Below are 14,576 nucleotides of genomic sequence, written 5' to 3'. Positions count from 1 at the left end.
GGGGATTACTCCTTGTCCGCCAGATTGACCACGCGGTTGGAGCGATCCACCGGGCGCACTTGCTGCCCTTCAAGCAGAACATGGACACCAGCGGCGACCACCCAGTCGCTGGCATTCAGGCCTTCGAGCACTGGTACGGTTTTCTCGCCGAAGGCACCGACCCGGACCGGGGTTTTCTTCAAGGTATTGTTGGCACTGACGACCCAGACATAGGTCGCGCCGTTTTCCGCCGTCAGTGCCGACAGCGGCACAGACAGCGGTATCACGTCAGCGGTCTGGACGAATACCCGGGCGCTCTGGCCGAGTTCGGCCGGGACCTTGCCGCCAGTGAATGAAATCCGCGCGGCGAAGGTGCGCGACTTTGGATCGGCCGCGGGCGACAGCTCACGGATGCGCCCGGCGAAACGCTGATCGGGTTGGGTCCAGAGTTCCACCGACACTGGCTGACCGACCTTGAAGCGGCCAAAGTTTTGCTCCGGCAAGCTGATCAACACTTCGCGCTCGCCATCGGTGGCGAGGGTAAACACGGTTTGCCCGGCGGCAACCACTTGCCCGACTTCAACTGCGCGTTTAGCCACCACGCCATCCTGGGGCGCACGCAGCACCGCGTAGCTGGCCTGATTGGTCGACACGTTAAATTCGGCTTTGATTTGCTTGAGGCGTGCTTCACCGGATCGGTAAAGGTTTTCGGAATTGTCGTACTGCGAACGGCTGACCATCTGACGGTCCATCAGCGTCTTGTAGCGATCACGCTCGGCGCGCACCAGGCTCAGATTGGCCTCGGCGGCGGCCACCTGGGCACGGGTGGCTTCCAGTTGCAGGCGTACATCCTGAGGATCGAGTTCGGCCAGAGGCTGATCGGCCTTGACCCGCTGCCCTTCTTCAACCAGTCGTCGGCTGACCTTGCCGCCAATGCGAAACGCCAGGTCCGGCTCATAACGAGCCCGCACTTCACCCGGATAGCTTTCCATTGCCTGCGCCGACGGCTCTGGCTGCACGACCATGGCCGGGCGGACAGTGACTTGAGGCGCCTCTTCGTGGCCACACGCAGACAATAAAAACGCCAGACTGACTGGCAACGCGAGGGGCAAGGCATAGCGGAACATGGTGAAGGACCTTTCGCTAATGGTGCTTGGAATAATTATACTGGCGAGTATGTTATTAATAGCAAACTCACCAGTCCAGTATTAAAAGCGAAGAATGTCGAACAATCTTTCAGCACCCAACGGTCCGGGCCGTCCCAAGGATCTGGCCAAGCGCCAGGCCATCCTCGATGCGGCGAAAATTCTGTTTCTGAGTAATGGTTACGCCAGCACCAGCATGGATGCCGTGGCGGCTGAAGCCGGCGTGTCGAAGCTGACCGTCTACAGCCACTTCAACGACAAGGAGACGCTATTCTCCGCCGCCGTGATGGCCAAGTGCGAAGAGCAGCTGCCCACGCTGTTTTTCGAGTTGCCGGATGGCATTTCGGTAGAGACGGTGCTGCTGAACATCGCGCGTGGTTTTCATCAGCTGATTAACAGCGATGAATCGGTGAACCTGCATCGGCTGATGATGGCCCTGGGTAGCCAGGACCCGAAACTCTCACTGATCTTCTTCGAAGCCGGGCCGCAGCGCATGCTGCATGGCATGGAGCGGTTGCTGACCAAGGTTGATCAGAACGGCGCGTTGAGCATCGATAAACCGCGCAATGCGGCCGAGCATTTTTTCTGCCTGCTCAAGGGCGCGGGGAATTTCCGCTTGCTGTATGGCTGTGGTGAGCCGGTGACAGGCGATGCGGCCGAGGAGCATGTGCGGGAAGTGGTGGGGTTGTTTATGCGGGCTTACAGGCCTGAGTGAGCCTGATAGATATTGGGTGTCTGGTAGGGCGCCTTCGCGGGCAAGCCTCGCTCCTACAGGATCTCCACTGCCCCGTAGGAGCGAGGCTTGCCCGCGAATGGGAGCGATACGGTCTCAAGGCTTGAGCGCCTTCTTCGGGTAGATGTCATACCGACTGGATTTCCCATCCAGCGCATGACTGGGCTTCGGCCCCGCAATACACGGCGCCTTGCGCGGTCGCTTGACCACCACCCGATGGCTGGCCAGTGCCAGCGCGGCTTCGAGCAGTGCCGGTGCGTCCGGATCATCGCCGACCAACGGCCGGAACAGGCGCATTTCCTTCTTCACTAACGCCGTTTTCTCACGATGGGGAAACATCGGGTCGAGGTAGATCACCTGCGGCGGCTCCCCTTCCCAGTTGCGCATGACCTCGATCGAATTGCCCTTGAGCAACTTCATCCGCGCCACAATCGGCGCGACATCGAAATCTTCCGCACCACGGGCCAGTCCATCCTCAAGTAACGCACCAATCAGCGGCTGCCGCTCGATCAGGCTCATCTCGCAGCCCAGGCTCGCCAGCACGAACGCATCCTTGCCCAGCCCTGCCGTGGCATCCAGCACACGCGGACGCACGCCTTGGGCGATGCCAACCGCCTTGGCGATCATCTGCCCCGTGCCACCGCCGAACAACCGACGATGCGCCGCGCCACCTTCGACGAAGTCCACCCGCACCGGCCCCGGTGCGTCCGGCCCGAGTTGTTGCAACTGCAAACCCTGTTCGCCCACCTGCAAGGCAAACTCGCCGTCATCCACGTGCAAAGGCAAGCCCAGGCGTTCGGCCCATTGCTCGGCTTGTGGCTGAAATGCCGGGGCCGAGGCCTCGACATGGATGCGGCAGGCCGCAGGTTGCTCAATCATGGGAAAACACGCTCAAAAAATTAATGATCGGCAAAAACGGCCGATAACAGAACTAACGAGCATTTTGCCAGAGCTGAGCGTCGACCGAGAAAAATGTCAGGCATTCAATCCACATCCGTAGGCTACCTATCGCGTCATGGCGATTATGGCCTGCGAAATTCACAGGCACTGAGCGGCGTCAGTCACCTGTGGCAGGATTTTTTTGCCCAGGCCCTGGCCGAACAGTCGACCGATGTGGTGCCGGCGTGTGGCACGTTTCCACCGGTTGATCTCGAAAGCCCGGTGGAGCCGACCGTCGGCAGCGAACTGCTGGCGCACATTGTCAGCCAGCGCGAATGCGATGTGAAAGAAACCGAAGTCAAGCCACCCGAGCCGCTGTTCCTGCCGATCGCCGAGTTCGAAATGGACCTGGCCGACAAACCTTTCCCGCCGTTCCCGGCTGAAGAAATCGACGCTCAACAGAAACAACAAGACTTCGAAAGTGGCTGGGTGCGTCCGATCGTGCTCACCGCCGGTCAGCCTGTGCCCGAAGCCGGCCCGGCGCCACAACCGCGTCCGCTGCACTTGCCGATCGCCGAATTCGAACTCGACCTGCTGGACAAACCGTTCCCGCCGTTCTCCCCCGAAGAACTGGTGGAGCAACAGAAACAACTCGATTTCGATAACGGCTGGGCTCGCCCGATCGTCCTGCAGAACCTGCGCATCGCCGCCTGATCTTTAGTAACAGGCAGTCAGCGACACACCCACCACGGCCCGACATCGACATGAAAATGATTGCGATGGGCGGCGTTGTAGTCCGGACTCAACACCACACTGAACAAGCCACAGGCGCCATCGCGAACCTGACGCAGAAACCGTGCGTCCTGATTATCCTTCGGCCAATCCTTGAGCACGCTGATGGATCGACCGTCCGCCAGGCGGAAACCGGCTATGTCCAGCGCATCGGCGCTGGCATGCTGGCTTCGCCTGCCGTTTTCGCGGCCATAGACGTTGCGGCAGGCAAAGCTGCCGAGATGATCGACCCGGCTGACGGGTTGTCCATACACCGCTTGCGCGGCGGGTTGCAGGGCATGGTGTTCGAACAGGGCAAACGAAACCGCCAGACGACAACTGGCGAGAAAGCTGCTGCTCAGCGCGACATCGCCGCCCTGCACACGCAAGGTGTTGATCAATGGACACGTCGCGCCAGGGCTGTCGGCTTGGTGCGTGACGCGTAATCCGGAGCTGCTCAAGGCCTGATCACACAATTGCGGATCATCGCGCAGGCGCATCAGTTTGTAGCGCGTCAGAAAGTTCGGTTCGGCCTTCACGTCCAGCGGCGCCCATGGGTTCCACTGGGGTGGCAGAGCGATCCAGCCACGCCAGACGCTCACGCCCGTCGCTCCGATGATCAACAGCATCAGCAACAGCCACCAGCGAAACCGCATCGTCAGCCTTTGAACAATTGATTGGCCTTGGCGTACGGCATGGACCGTGACGTGAACCCGAATGTGCCCGACGTCTTGATCTCTTCGGCCGCGCGGAAAAATTCGCCGTAGGCCGCTAACGCCAGCGCCGAACCCACACTGATGCGTTTGACACCCATCTCGCTCAACTGCTCGACCGTTAACTTGAGCCCACCGGACATCAACACGTTGACCGGTTTGGGTGCCACGGCGCGGACCACCGCCAACACGTCTTCAGCGCTGCGCAGACCCGGCGCGTACAAGACGTCGGCGCCCGCCTCGGCGAACGCCTGCAAACGGCGGATGGTATCGGCCAGGTCAGGATTGCCGTGCAGAAAATTCTCGGCACGGGCGGTCAGCATAAACGGGAAAGGCAAGCTACGAGCCGCTGCGACGGCGGCTTCAATGCGCGCCACGGCATGCTCGAAACAGTAGATCGGCGCGTCTTCACGACCGGTGGCATCTTCGATCGAACCACCGACAGCACCGGCCGCCGCGGCCTGCAAAATACTTTGCGCGCACTCGGCCGGGTCGTCCGCGAAACCGTTTTCCAGGTCCACCGCCACCGGCAAGTCGGTTGCCGCGACAATTGCCCTGACGTTCGCCAGCGTATCGTCCAGCGTCAACCCGCCATCGGGCCGGGCGTTGGAAAAGGCGTAACCGGCACTGGTGGTCGCCAGCGCCTCGAAACCCAGGCTGGCGAGCATCTTCGCCGAGCCGGCGTCCCACGGATTGGGAATGACAAAAGCGCCCTCGCGTTCGTGCAGTGCTTTGAACGCCTGGGCTCGAAGGGTTTGCGCATCCATTGGCAGGCTCCTGAAAAGGGGAACGAATCCGCCTCAGAGCAGGCCAAGTTGCTCGGCGGCGGGCTCTCTGTATAGCTCAGGCAACGGCGGCAAGCCAGGCAAACGCAGCATCAGTTTTGCGTGAAAACGTTGCGCCAGTTTGGCGGCCAGCAGGTTATCGGCGGTGTGCAGGAAGATATAGGGCGTACGCCCCTCTTCGATCCACGCGGCAATTTTCTCGACCCACGGCTCGAGGAATGGATCATTCGCCTCAAGCTGTGGGTGGCCGATGAAACGCACCTGCGGAAACTGGGTAAACGCTGCCGGACGCGGCGGCACCCTGGGCTTTTTCGATTGGGCGTGGAGCACCGACGGATCGGTCGACGTGCAACTGAACAGCGCTCGCGGATCGAGGCAGATACGTTCCACGCCACGATCCAGCAGCAGACGATTGAGCATTCGCTCGCTATCCCCTTTGGCGAAGAACTCGTCATGCCGCACTTCAACGGCCAGCGGTCGTTCAAGCGCATCGATGAAGCCAGCCAGTTCGGGCAATCGGTGCGGGGTGAAGCTTTTCGACAATTGCAGCCACAGGGGTGAAACCCGCTCACCGAGCGGGCTGAGCAATTGCAGGAAGGTGTCGGCGGCGGTCAGTTGTTCGCGCAGGTCACCGCCGTGGCTGATCTCGCCGGGAAACTTGGCGGTGAAGCGAAAGTGTTCGGGCATGGTCTCGGCCCAGCGTTGCACGGTGCTGGCAGCCGGGCTCGCGTAGAAGGTCGTGTTGCCTTCTACGGCGTTGAATACTTGGGAATAGAGATTCAGAAATTCGGCGGGTTTGGCGTCTGGCGGATACAGATAATCTCGCCAGGCGTTTTCACTCCAGGACGGGCAGCCGAGGTAGTAAGGCAGCAACATCAGATGTACAGGTCGAGGCCCAGCACATCCGTATCCCAATCGACAAAACCGGCGGTACTCAGGTAGCTGGCGAGTGCCATGGCTACGCTTTTCTTCATGGCGCGGTGGTAGATCATGTCTTGCTGACGCGCCGGAAGATTGCTCAGGTGTTGTGCGGAAGCCTTGGCGGCACGGGCGGCCATTTGCTCTTCGGACGGAATTTCCAGCTCGCCGTCGATATCGACGTAGTCGTCATCCGCCACAGGGCCTTTGCGGGGCTTGCGCTTGATGGGGTAGGACTGGGAGGAAACGCCGTCTATACGCATGGAGTACATGTCCGGTATCAGTAGTGGCAGTCTAGTGGCACATAACCCACTTCGCAAACCGCCGAGTGATAACTAGAACACAGAAATACGAAAAGGTTTAAAAGCCAGGGGATAAATCGACGATTGGCTGCAGCTGGAAAGTTTTTTGTGGCGAGGGAGCTTGCTCCCGCTGGGCTGCGAAGCAGCCCCAATTATAGACAGGTACTCCGCGCAGTCTGATTTTACGACTGCTTCGCAGCCGGACGGGAGCAAGCTCCCTCGCCACAAAAGAAGTGGGATCAACGAGCCTTGGGTGTCGCCACTTTGTCGCGCAGGTAAACCGGCTGAGCCTCATCCGCCACAATCGCCTCGCCACGTTCCCAGGCAAACCGCGCCAAGGTCAGCAGGTCTTCAGCGTGGGGCAGCATGCCTGCGTCCTGCCCGCTCAGATTGACGGCGATGCGCTCGGCATACCCCCAACCCGTGCCGGCGCCGAACCATTCACCACTGGCATCGGCCGGCAAGGCGGCCACTTCCGGCGGCAATACCGCTTCGTTACCGACCAGGCGCATCTCGCCCGCCGTTTCGCGGTAGCAGCCCCAATACACTTCATCCATCCGCGCATCGATGGCGGACGCGACCTGGCTGACGCCGTGTTCGCGATAGGCCCGCTGCGCCAGCACCGCCAGGTTGGAGACCGGCAACACCGGGCGATCCAGCGCAAACGCCAGGCCTTGCACCACACCGATGGCGATCCGCACGCCGGTGAAGGCGCCCGGCCCACGGCCGAAGGCGATGGCATCGACCGCTTGCAGGGTGGTCCCGGCATCGGCGAGCAACTGCTGGATCATCGGCAACAGCTTTTGCGCATGCAGGCGCGGGATCACCTCGTAATGACTCGTGACTTTGCCGTCATGCAGCAAGGCAACGGAGCAAGCTTCAGTCGCGGTGTCCAGGGCCAGCAAGGTGCTCATCGATGTTTCCGTAAGAGAGGTCAGAAAAAGTGCGCCAGTATAAACAACTACGGCCCGCAAGCGGGCCGTAGACGATAAAGCGATTCAGTCTTTTCAGTTCAGCGCTTCAAGCACCTTGCCGGTGATCGCTTCAACCGAGCCAACGCCTTCGACGTGGCTGTACTTCGGTTTGCCTTGAGCGACGGACAGCTCCTGGTAAAACTTCACCAGAGGCTCGGTCTGGGCGTGGTAGACCGACAGGCGATGACGCACGGTTTCTTCGGTGTCATCTTTGCGCTGTACCAGCTCTTCACCGGTGATGTCGTCTTTACCGGCAATTTTCGGCGGGTTGTAGACGATGTGGTACACGCGGCCGCTGGCCTCGTGAACACGACGGCCAGCGATACGCTGGACGATGTCTTCGTCTTTAACGTCGATTTCCAACACGTGGTCCAGCTGAACGCCGGCCTTCACCAGGGCTTCAGCCTGGGGAATGGTGCGCGGGAAACCGTCGAACAGAAAACCGTTGGCGCAATCGGCCTGGCCGATGCGTTCCTTGACCAGATTGATGATCAGGTCATCGGAAACCAGGCCACCGCTGTCCATGACGCTCTTGGCGACCAGGCCCAGCTCGGTGCCGGCCTTGACCGCGGCACGCAGCATGTCGCCGGTGGAGATTTGCGGGATGCCGAACTTTTCGGTGATGAACTTAGCCTGAGTACCTTTACCGGCCCCGGGAGCTCCCAGCAGAATGACGCGCATCGATGTGCTCCTCAATTTTTTATATAGATAACAACGGATTCGCCTCGTGGGGCCAATCTCAAAAACAGGGTCGTGACCGCCCAAACGGCCAAAGGCTGATCAAGATACACAGCAGGCCCGGACCACACAAGCCGCCGAAAGTCGGAGAAACCCGCGCCTCGCGTGACCTTGCGATGGGGTACCCCAAGTCGCAACCCCATCATTAACTGTCGCCTGGCAGACCTTTTCTGCCCCTCACCCACAGGCACCCGATGCTCGCGCCGGGCGCCTTCCCCCACGACGAAAACCTTAGCCGGTATTTCGCAAACCGGCAGCAATCCCCGCCACAGACACCAGCAGCGCCTGTTCTACCGGGCTGCCCTGCGCCACTTCCTGTTGCCGCGAACGGGCCAACAGTTCGGCCTGCAATAGATGAAGCGGGTCGAGATAAGTGTTGCGCAAGCGGATGAATTCGAGGGTGGCTGGGCTATGTGCCAGTAGCTGGGACTGACCAGTCAGCCCAAGGACCACGGCGCAGGCCTGCGACAATAGGTCGCGTAAATGCGCACCCAAAGGGAGCAAATCCGGCTCGACCAGACGCTCATCGTAGGATCGGGCGATGTCAGCGTCCGCTTTGGCCAAGACCATTTCCAGCATATCGATGCGTGTGCGAAAGAACGGCCACTGTTCGCGCATCTGTCCCAGCAGCTCGCCTTCGCCACGTTCCAGCGCCTTGCTCAGCGCCGCTTCCCAGCCAAGCCAGGCCGGCAACATCAAGCGGGTCTGGGTCCAGCCGAAGATCCATGGAATGGCGCGCAGGCTTTCGATCCCGCCAGCGCGGCGCTTGGCCGGACGGCTGCCCAACGGCAAACGCCCCAGTTCCTGTTCCGGGGTGGACTGGCGGAAATACTCGACGAACTGTGGATTTTCCCGCACCACGGCGCGGTAAGCCTTGACCCCGTCAGCGGCCAATTCGTCCATCAGATGACGCCATGCCGGTTCCGGTGGAGGCGGCGGCAGCAAGGTCGCTTCCAGCACAGCCGCCAGGTACAGATTGAGGTTCTGCTCGGCGATGTCCGGCAGGCCGAATTTGAAACGAATCATTTCCCCCTGCTCGGTGGTACGGAAACGCCCCGCAACAGAACCGGGCGGCTGCGACAAAATCGCCGCGTGCGCCGGACCGCCGCCGCGACCTACGGTGCCACCGCGACCGTGAAACAACAGCAGCTCCACTTGCTGCTCGCGGCAGATATCGACCAGGCGCTCCTGCGCCCGATATTGCGCCCAGGCCGCCGCGGTGGTGCCGGCATCCTTGGCCGAGTCGGAATAGCCGATCATCACTTCCTGCGGGCCTTGCAGGCGCGAGCGATAGCCCGGCAGCAGCAACAGCTTTTCAATTACTGGACCTGCGTTGTCGAGGTCGGCGAGGGTTTCGAACAGCGGCACCACGCGCATCGGCCGCAACACGCCGGACTCTTTGAGCAACAGTTGCACGGCGAGCACGTCGGAGGCGGCGCCGGCCATGGAGATCACATAAGAGCCGAGCGAAGCCCCCGGGGCGGCTGCAATTTCCCGGCACGTCGCCAGTACCTCGGCGGTGTCGGCCGACGGTTTGAAATACGCCGGCAGCAACGGCCGACGGTTGTTCTGTTCACGCACCAGGAAGGCGATGCGCTCCTCTTCGCTCCAGTCTTCGTAGCGACCGAGGCCGAGGTAATCGGTGATTTCAGTCATCGCCGCGGTATGCCGCGACGAGTCCTGACGCACATCGAGCCGGACCAGGAACAGCCCGAAGGTCACCGCGCGGCGCAAGCAATCAAGCAACGGACCCTCCGCGATCACGCCCATGCCGCACTCGTGCAAAGACTGGTAACACAACTCCAGCGGATCCAGCAGGTCGCGGTTGTTGTGCAGTACATCGGCGGTTGCCGTGGTGGTGGCCGTCAATGAGGCGTGAGCCCAGTTACGCGTCGCCCGCAGACGCTCACGCAACTGTTTAAGCACCGCGCGATAAGGTTCGGCGCTGTCCCCGGCCTTGGCTTTCAGCGCATCGCTGGCCTGCTGCATCGACAGTTCAGCGGCGAGGTGATCGACATCGCGCACGTACAAATCAGCGGCCATCCAGCGCGCAAGCAGCAAGACTTCGCGGGTCACGGCGGCCGTCACGTTCGGGTTGCCGTCGCGGTCGCCGCCCATCCACGAGGCGAAGCGGATCGGCGCGCCTTCCAGTGGCAAATGCAGGCCGGTGGCGGCATGCAGGGCTTTATCGGCCTTGCGCATATAGTTCGGGATCGCCTGCCACAGCGAATGCTCGATCACCGCGAAACCCCATTTGGCTTCGTCGACCGGCGTCGGACGGGTGCGGCGGATTTCTTCGGTGTGCCAGGCTTCGGCGATCAGGCGCTGCAACTTCGCCTGGATCTGCTCGCGCTCGGCAGTCGTCAAGTCGCGATGATCCTGGGCGGCCAGTTGCGCGGCGATGGCGTCGTACTTCTGGATCAGCGTGCGGCGCGCCACTTCGGTCGGGTGAGCGGTGAGGACCAGTTCGATCTCCAGCCGCCCCAGTTGCCGGGCGAGGGATTCGGCGCTATGGCCTTCGGCACGCAGGCGCGCGAGCAGTTCCGGCAGCACCCGCGCTTCGAACGGGGCCGGCTGCGACTCTTCGCGGCGATGGATCAACTGATACTGCTCGGCGATATTGGCCAGGTTGAGAAACTGGTTGAACGCCCGCGCCACCGGCAGCAACTCTTCTTCGCTCAATTGGTTGAGGCTGGCGCTCAGTTCAGCGTCCATCGAACCGCGACGGTCGGCCTTGGCGCCCTTGCGGATCTGCTCGATCTTGTCGAGAAAGCCATCCCCGTATTGTTCACGAATGGTGTTGCCCAACAGCTCACCCAACAGGTGAACGTCCTCGCGCAAGCGTGCATCAATATCGGTCATCAGCAGTTCTCCAGCGAAAATCCGGGTGTCTTGGAATGCCATGCTCTGATAGCAGAGAGTGCCGCTCTAAAGCGCTTCTTACAAGCAGACGACGAAGGGACGTTAAACCTTGTGGGTTCGAGCTAGTCTGAAGAGTAAGCCGTACAACGGCTTGCCGCCGACCATTGGCGGACACTCACACCGCCTGCCACGAGCAGGAGCGCAATGAGGTTTTTATGAAAATCCGCGAGCTTGCCCTGCATTGGGAAGAAAACGCCAAGGGTCGCCTGACCGATACCGGGTACAGGATTCATCTGGACATGGAAGCTGCCGCACGGCTGGCGGCGATTACCGAAATGTACCCCAAACGCCAGCCCGAAGAGCTGCTTGGCGAGCTGATCGGCGCCGCGCTGGAAGAGCTCGAAAAGAGCTTTCCCTACGTGAAAGGATCGACTGTGGTGGCCACCGATGAAGAAGGTGATCCGCTGTACGAAGACGTCGGCCCGACCCCGCGTTTTCTCGCGTTGTCCCGTCGTCATCTGCACGATTTGTCATCCGGTAACGACAAGCAAAAACATTGATTTAACCCTATACCTGTGGGAGCGAGCCTGCTCGCGATAGCGGTGTGTCAGCCAACAGAAATGTTGAATGTTCAACCGCAATCGCGAGCAGGTCGAATCGTCGCACCGTCGCTCCCACATTGACCTGCGTACCCCCTTCAAAAATTGCGTGTCCCAAGCCTTGAAAAGGTCGGGCATACCGCTGCACATCGCCAAAGTTCCCGATTTAGAGCCTTGTCCGTTCGGTCAAAGTTTTTTCGGGCTATAGGCCATCTTCTCTGAACTTTTGAAAAACGCCTCGGGTCACAGCCATTAACCACGCCTGGGACGGCCGTTTCAAAACACCCCGGAAATTGACGGTTACGGCTCCTTGCCCAGCATGGATTTTTAAGTTTTTCAGGAGTTATACCAATGGAGTTGAAGACCATGAAGATCAGCACTGCCAAGACCTCGTTCAATCACCTGCGCGGTTTGAAACTGGCTGCCCTGGCAATCGGCAGCAGCTTTGTACTGGCCGGTTGCGCTGGCAACCCGCCGAGCGAGCAATTCGCCGTGACCCAATCCGCTGTGAATGGCGCCGTCAGCGCCGGCGGCACCGAGTTCGCCGCCGTGGAAATGAAGTCCGCGCAGGACAAGCTCAAACAAGCCGAAATCGCCATGCATGACAAAAAGTATGCCGAGGCCAAAGTGTTGGCCGAACAGGCTGAGTGGGATGCTCGCGTAGCTGAACGCAAGGCTCAGGCGATGAAAGCCGAACAGGCTGTAAAGGACTCCCAGAAAGGGGTTCAGGAACTGCGTCAGGAAAGCCAGCGCACCGTGCAGTAAGCGCGCATCCAGACCTCAGACTTGAAGCTCTTATCGATAGAAAGGACGAATTATTATGCGTAAACAATTGATGATCCCCGCTCTCCTGGCCGCAAGCGTTGCACTGGCTGCCTGCTCCACCCCGCCTAACGCGAACCTGGAACAGGCCCGCACCAACTACAGCGGCCTGCAAGCCAACCCGCAAGCCAGCAAAGTGGCGGCACTGGAAACCAAAGACGCCAGCGATTACCTGGACAAGGCCGACAAGGCGTACATGGACAAGGAAGACCAGAACAAGGTCGACCAACTGGCCTATCTGACCAATCAGCGTGTTGAAGTGGCGAAGCAGACCATCGCCTTGCGCACCGCTGAAGCCAACCTGAAAAACGCTTCGGCTCAACGTGCCCAGGCGCGTCTCGATGCACGCGATCAGCAGATAAAGCAGTTGCAGGACAGCCTCAACGCCAAGCAGACCGATCGCGGTACGCTGGTGACCTTCGGTGACGTGCTGTTCGCGACCGACCGTGCTGACCTCAAATCCAGCGGTCTGGTGAACATCAACAAACTGGCGCAGTTCCTCTCGGAAAACCCTGATCGCAAAGTGATCGTCGAGGGTTACACCGACAGCACCGGCACTGCGAGCCACAACCAGTCGCTGTCCGAGCGCCGTGCCGGCTCCGTGCGCATGGCGCTGGTAAAAATGGGCGTTGATCCAGCGCGCGTCGTTGCGCAGGGTTATGGCAAGGAATACCCGGTTGCGGAAAACACCAGCACCTCGGGTCGTGCGATGAACCGTCGGGTGGAAGTGACCATTTCCAACGACAACCAGCCAGTGATCCCGCGTTCGGCCGTCAGCTCGAACTAAGCTTCGCCTGCTGAAACACAAAAGCCCCGCCTGAGTCGATCAGGCGGGGCTTTTTTTGTCTGCAGATCACACAACGCCCTGTGGGAGCGAGCCTGCTCGCGATTGCGGACCAACATTCAACATTTCTGTCGTCTGACACACCGTCATCGCGAGCAGGCTCGCTCCCACCCTGGAATTGCTTATTGTTCGAGTTTTTGTGGGGTTTCTTCCCCCATGCAACGCACGGCTTTTTTCTTGTTGTTGACCAATACGCCGGTCAGGCCTTTTTGCTCGGTGTCGAACATCACCAGCACGCCATCGATGCACTGGGCCACTTGCGCCGCGGGTTCCAGGGAGACTTTGTAGTCTTCGCCCGGCACAGTCTTGATCATGGTGAAGTCGCTGAGCAGCAGCGCATCTTCGGGTTTGGCGAAGTGCAGGTAGCCGTAGTACCACAGGGCGCCAACAGTGCCGAGGATGCTGCAGATACCGGTGATGATCAGCGGGATGGCGTTACGTTCTTCACTCATTGCGGACTCTCTGATGGTTCATCTTCTGAATTCGGGGGTGCCGGGTAATTGGGGATTTCACCCAGGCGGCGCAGGCCGTTGAAATGCTGCGGGTCGTCTAGATAACGCAGCATCACTTTGCGCCAGACCGGGTCGGCGAACGTCTGCACATGACCACCGCGGGTCAATTGCAGCACGCGCGGCGGCGGCGCAGCTTGATACAGACGGATGCCGTTGGAAAGGGGCACGATCGGATCGTCGATGCTGTGGAAGATCAGTTTCGGCACGCCATTGAGCTGCGCCATGGAATTGATCGCACTGTCGCCGTCCGGCACCAGCCAGGACAATGGCACCTGGAACGCCCAGGTCAGCCAGGAATTGCTCAGGGCGAACCGGCCGATGCTGCGATAACTGGCGGGCACGCCGTCGAGGACGAAGGCCTTGAGTTGTTTCTGACGCTCGGGATGTTGGACCAGGTAATGCACGGCCATCGAACCACCGAGGCTCTGGCCGAGCAGGATCAGCGGTTTGCCTTTGACCTCGGGGGCCTGATCGAGCCACTTGAAGGCGGCGTCGATGTCCTGATAGATCGCCGGCAGACTCGGTTCACCTTCGGACAAACCGTATCCGCGATAGTCGATCAGCAGGACCTGATAGCCCTCCTCCGGCAACCACCAGCTGCCACCCAGGTGCATGGGCAGATTGCCGCCGTTGCCGTGCAGGTGCAGCACCGTGCCTTTGACCTCGACGCCTTTTTTCGCCGGCAGCCACCACGCGTTCAGCCTGAGGCCATCGGCGGTGGTCAGGGTCACTTCGCGGTATTCGAGCTTGGCTTTTTCCGGGGTGAATATCTGGCCGGGTTCGGGGTAAAACAGCAGGGAGCTGCAACCGCTCAGGGTCAGAAGAAGGCAGATGATTCCGAGGATTCTCATCCGTTGAAACCTCGCGAAAATGGGTAGGTATACACCGTCCCCCTGTGGGAGCGAGCCTGCTCGCGATAGCGGTGTGTCAGACAACATCAATGTCGAATGATAAGCCGCTATCGCGAGCAGGCTCGCTCCCACAGGGGATTTCGTGATCA

Annotated in this window: 16 protein-coding genes; 5 read left to right on the top strand and 11 right to left on the bottom strand. The window is 60.4% G+C overall.

The window, feature by feature from the left end; translation table 11 throughout:
* Positions 1–5: 5 nt before the first annotated feature.
* Complete coding sequence (locus ACA070_RS05400; RefSeq protein WP_497450332.1) at positions 6–1,106, bottom strand: efflux RND transporter periplasmic adaptor subunit; 1,101 nt, start codon at positions 1,104–1,106, stop codon at positions 6–8.
* A gap of 94 nt (positions 1,107–1,200) precedes the next feature.
* Between ACA070_RS05400 and ACA070_RS05395 the strand changes: the two genes are divergently transcribed.
* The gene (locus ACA070_RS05395; RefSeq protein WP_497450331.1) at positions 1,201–1,839 is read left to right on the top strand and encodes a TetR/AcrR family transcriptional regulator; all 639 of its coding nucleotides are present in this window, start codon (positions 1,201–1,203) and stop codon (positions 1,837–1,839) included.
* A 114-nt stretch (positions 1,840–1,953) separates the two neighbouring features.
* Here ACA070_RS05395 and ACA070_RS05390 read toward each other — a convergent pair whose 3' ends face one another.
* Positions 1,954–2,736, bottom strand: coding sequence for a class I SAM-dependent methyltransferase (locus tag ACA070_RS05390; RefSeq protein WP_010462878.1), 783 nt, complete (start codon positions 2,734–2,736; stop codon positions 1,954–1,956).
* A gap of 93 nt (positions 2,737–2,829) precedes the next feature.
* Between ACA070_RS05390 and ACA070_RS05385 the strand changes: the two genes are divergently transcribed.
* Positions 2,830–3,450 carry an energy transducer TonB gene (locus ACA070_RS05385; RefSeq protein ID WP_497450330.1) on the top strand — a complete coding sequence of 207 codons (621 nt, stop codon included), beginning with the start codon at positions 2,830–2,832 and terminating at the stop codon, positions 3,448–3,450.
* A gap of 17 nt (positions 3,451–3,467) precedes the next feature.
* Here the strand turns inward: ACA070_RS05385 and ACA070_RS05380 are convergent, their stop codons facing one another.
* From ACA070_RS05380 to ppc, 7 genes are all read right to left on the bottom strand, one after another.
* Positions 3,468–4,163, bottom strand: a complete 696-nt coding sequence (locus tag ACA070_RS05380) for an extensin-like domain-containing protein (protein WP_497450329.1) — start codon at positions 4,161–4,163, stop codon at positions 3,468–3,470.
* 2 nt (positions 4,164–4,165) lie between these two features.
* Positions 4,166–4,987: an isocitrate lyase/PEP mutase family protein gene (locus ACA070_RS05375; RefSeq protein ID WP_497450328.1), complete on the bottom strand. Its 822-nt coding sequence runs from the start codon at positions 4,985–4,987 to the stop codon at positions 4,166–4,168.
* 33 nt (positions 4,988–5,020) lie between these two features.
* Complete coding sequence (locus tag ACA070_RS05370; RefSeq protein WP_497450327.1) at positions 5,021–5,881, bottom strand: DUF72 domain-containing protein; 861 nt, start codon at positions 5,879–5,881, stop codon at positions 5,021–5,023.
* Complete coding sequence (locus ACA070_RS05365) at positions 5,881–6,186, bottom strand: hypothetical protein (RefSeq protein ID WP_497450326.1); 306 nt, start codon at positions 6,184–6,186, stop codon at positions 5,881–5,883. Before ACA070_RS05365 ends, ACA070_RS05370 begins: the two co-directional genes overlap by 1 nt.
* Positions 6,187–6,464: 278 nt before the next feature.
* Positions 6,465–7,139 (bottom strand): tRNA (adenosine(37)-N6)-threonylcarbamoyltransferase complex dimerization subunit type 1 TsaB, encoded by a 675-nt coding sequence (tsaB, locus tag ACA070_RS05360; protein WP_497450325.1) that lies wholly within the window; start codon positions 7,137–7,139, stop codon positions 6,465–6,467.
* 93 nt (positions 7,140–7,232) lie between these two features.
* Positions 7,233–7,880 carry an adenylate kinase gene (gene adk, locus ACA070_RS05355; protein ID WP_497450324.1) on the bottom strand — a complete coding sequence of 216 codons (648 nt, stop codon included), beginning with the start codon at positions 7,878–7,880 and terminating at the stop codon, positions 7,233–7,235.
* Positions 7,881–8,168: 288 nt separating this feature from the next.
* Positions 8,169–10,799, bottom strand: a complete 2,631-nt coding sequence (ppc, locus tag ACA070_RS05350; RefSeq protein ID WP_497450323.1) for a phosphoenolpyruvate carboxylase — start codon at positions 10,797–10,799, stop codon at positions 8,169–8,171.
* Between the two features lie 215 nt (positions 10,800–11,014).
* On the opposite strand from ppc, the gene ACA070_RS05345 reads away from it, so the two are divergent.
* The 3 genes from ACA070_RS05345 (at position 11,015) to lptF (ending at position 13,007) form a co-directional block, all read left to right on the top strand.
* Entirely contained in the window at positions 11,015–11,359 is a 345-nt protein-coding gene (locus ACA070_RS05345) for a pilin assembly protein (protein ID WP_462025727.1), read from the top strand.
* A gap of 390 nt (positions 11,360–11,749) precedes the next feature.
* Complete coding sequence (locus tag ACA070_RS05340; RefSeq protein WP_462025726.1) at positions 11,750–12,163, top strand: DUF4398 domain-containing protein; 414 nt, start codon at positions 11,750–11,752, stop codon at positions 12,161–12,163.
* 55 nt (positions 12,164–12,218) lie between these two features.
* Entirely contained in the window at positions 12,219–13,007 is a 789-nt protein-coding gene (gene lptF, locus ACA070_RS05335) for a lipotoxin F family OmpA-related lipoprotein LptF (protein ID WP_462025725.1), read from the top strand.
* 179 nt (positions 13,008–13,186) lie between these two features.
* On the opposite strand, the gene ACA070_RS05330 is transcribed toward lptF, so the two are convergent.
* Both ACA070_RS05330 and ACA070_RS05325 read right to left on the bottom strand, forming a co-directional pair.
* Positions 13,187–13,516, bottom strand: a complete 330-nt coding sequence (locus ACA070_RS05330; protein ID WP_497450322.1) for a PA3694 family proteiin — start codon at positions 13,514–13,516, stop codon at positions 13,187–13,189.
* A complete protein-coding gene (locus ACA070_RS05325; RefSeq protein ID WP_497450321.1) occupies positions 13,513–14,427 on the bottom strand; it encodes an alpha/beta hydrolase in 915 nt (304 codons plus the stop codon). Before ACA070_RS05325 ends, ACA070_RS05330 begins: the two co-directional genes overlap by 4 nt.
* Positions 14,428–14,576: the final 149 nt, after the last annotated feature.

The sequence above is a fragment of the Pseudomonas sp. LBUM1678 genome (assembly GCF_059695575.1).
The sequence above is the reverse complement of the archived record's forward strand: the minus strand, read 5'-3'. Positions and strand labels throughout refer to the sequence as shown.

What these genes read in the sequence shown, in the direction of transcription:
- ACA070_RS05395 (WP_497450331.1), top strand. Translation starts at nt 1,201, where the DNA reads ATGTCGAACAATCTTTCAGCACCCAACGGTCCGGGCCGTCCCAAGGAT.
- ACA070_RS05390 (WP_010462878.1), bottom strand. Translation starts at nt 2,736, where the DNA reads ATGATTGAGCAACCTGCGGCCTGCCGCATCCATGTCGAGGCCTCGGCC.
- ACA070_RS05345 (WP_462025727.1), top strand. Translation starts at nt 11,015, where the DNA reads ATGAAAATCCGCGAGCTTGCCCTGCATTGGGAAGAAAACGCCAAGGGT.
- tsaB (WP_497450325.1), bottom strand. Translation starts at nt 7,139, where the DNA reads ATGAGCACCTTGCTGGCCCTGGACACCGCGACTGAAGCTTGCTCCGTT.
- ACA070_RS05325 (WP_497450321.1), bottom strand. Translation starts at nt 14,427, where the DNA reads ATGAGAATCCTCGGAATCATCTGCCTTCTTCTGACCCTGAGCGGTTGC.
- ACA070_RS05400 (WP_497450332.1), bottom strand. Translation starts at nt 1,106, where the DNA reads ATGTTCCGCTATGCCTTGCCCCTCGCGTTGCCAGTCAGTCTGGCGTTT.
- ACA070_RS05375 (WP_497450328.1), bottom strand. Translation starts at nt 4,987, where the DNA reads ATGGATGCGCAAACCCTTCGAGCCCAGGCGTTCAAAGCACTGCACGAA.
- ppc (WP_497450323.1), bottom strand. Translation starts at nt 10,799, where the DNA reads ATGACCGATATTGATGCACGCTTGCGCGAGGACGTTCACCTGTTGGGT.
- ACA070_RS05370 (WP_497450327.1), bottom strand. Translation starts at nt 5,881, where the DNA reads ATGTTGCTGCCTTACTACCTCGGCTGCCCGTCCTGGAGTGAAAACGCC.
- lptF (WP_462025725.1), top strand. Translation starts at nt 12,219, where the DNA reads ATGCGTAAACAATTGATGATCCCCGCTCTCCTGGCCGCAAGCGTTGCA.
- ACA070_RS05330 (WP_497450322.1), bottom strand. Translation starts at nt 13,516, where the DNA reads ATGAGTGAAGAACGTAACGCCATCCCGCTGATCATCACCGGTATCTGC.
- ACA070_RS05385 (WP_497450330.1), top strand. Translation starts at nt 2,830, where the DNA reads ATGTCAGGCATTCAATCCACATCCGTAGGCTACCTATCGCGTCATGGC.
- ACA070_RS05365 (WP_497450326.1), bottom strand. Translation starts at nt 6,186, where the DNA reads ATGCGTATAGACGGCGTTTCCTCCCAGTCCTACCCCATCAAGCGCAAG.
- adk (WP_497450324.1), bottom strand. Translation starts at nt 7,880, where the DNA reads ATGCGCGTCATTCTGCTGGGAGCTCCCGGGGCCGGTAAAGGTACTCAG.
- ACA070_RS05380 (WP_497450329.1), bottom strand. Translation starts at nt 4,163, where the DNA reads ATGCGGTTTCGCTGGTGGCTGTTGCTGATGCTGTTGATCATCGGAGCG.
- ACA070_RS05340 (WP_462025726.1), top strand. Translation starts at nt 11,750, where the DNA reads ATGGAGTTGAAGACCATGAAGATCAGCACTGCCAAGACCTCGTTCAAT.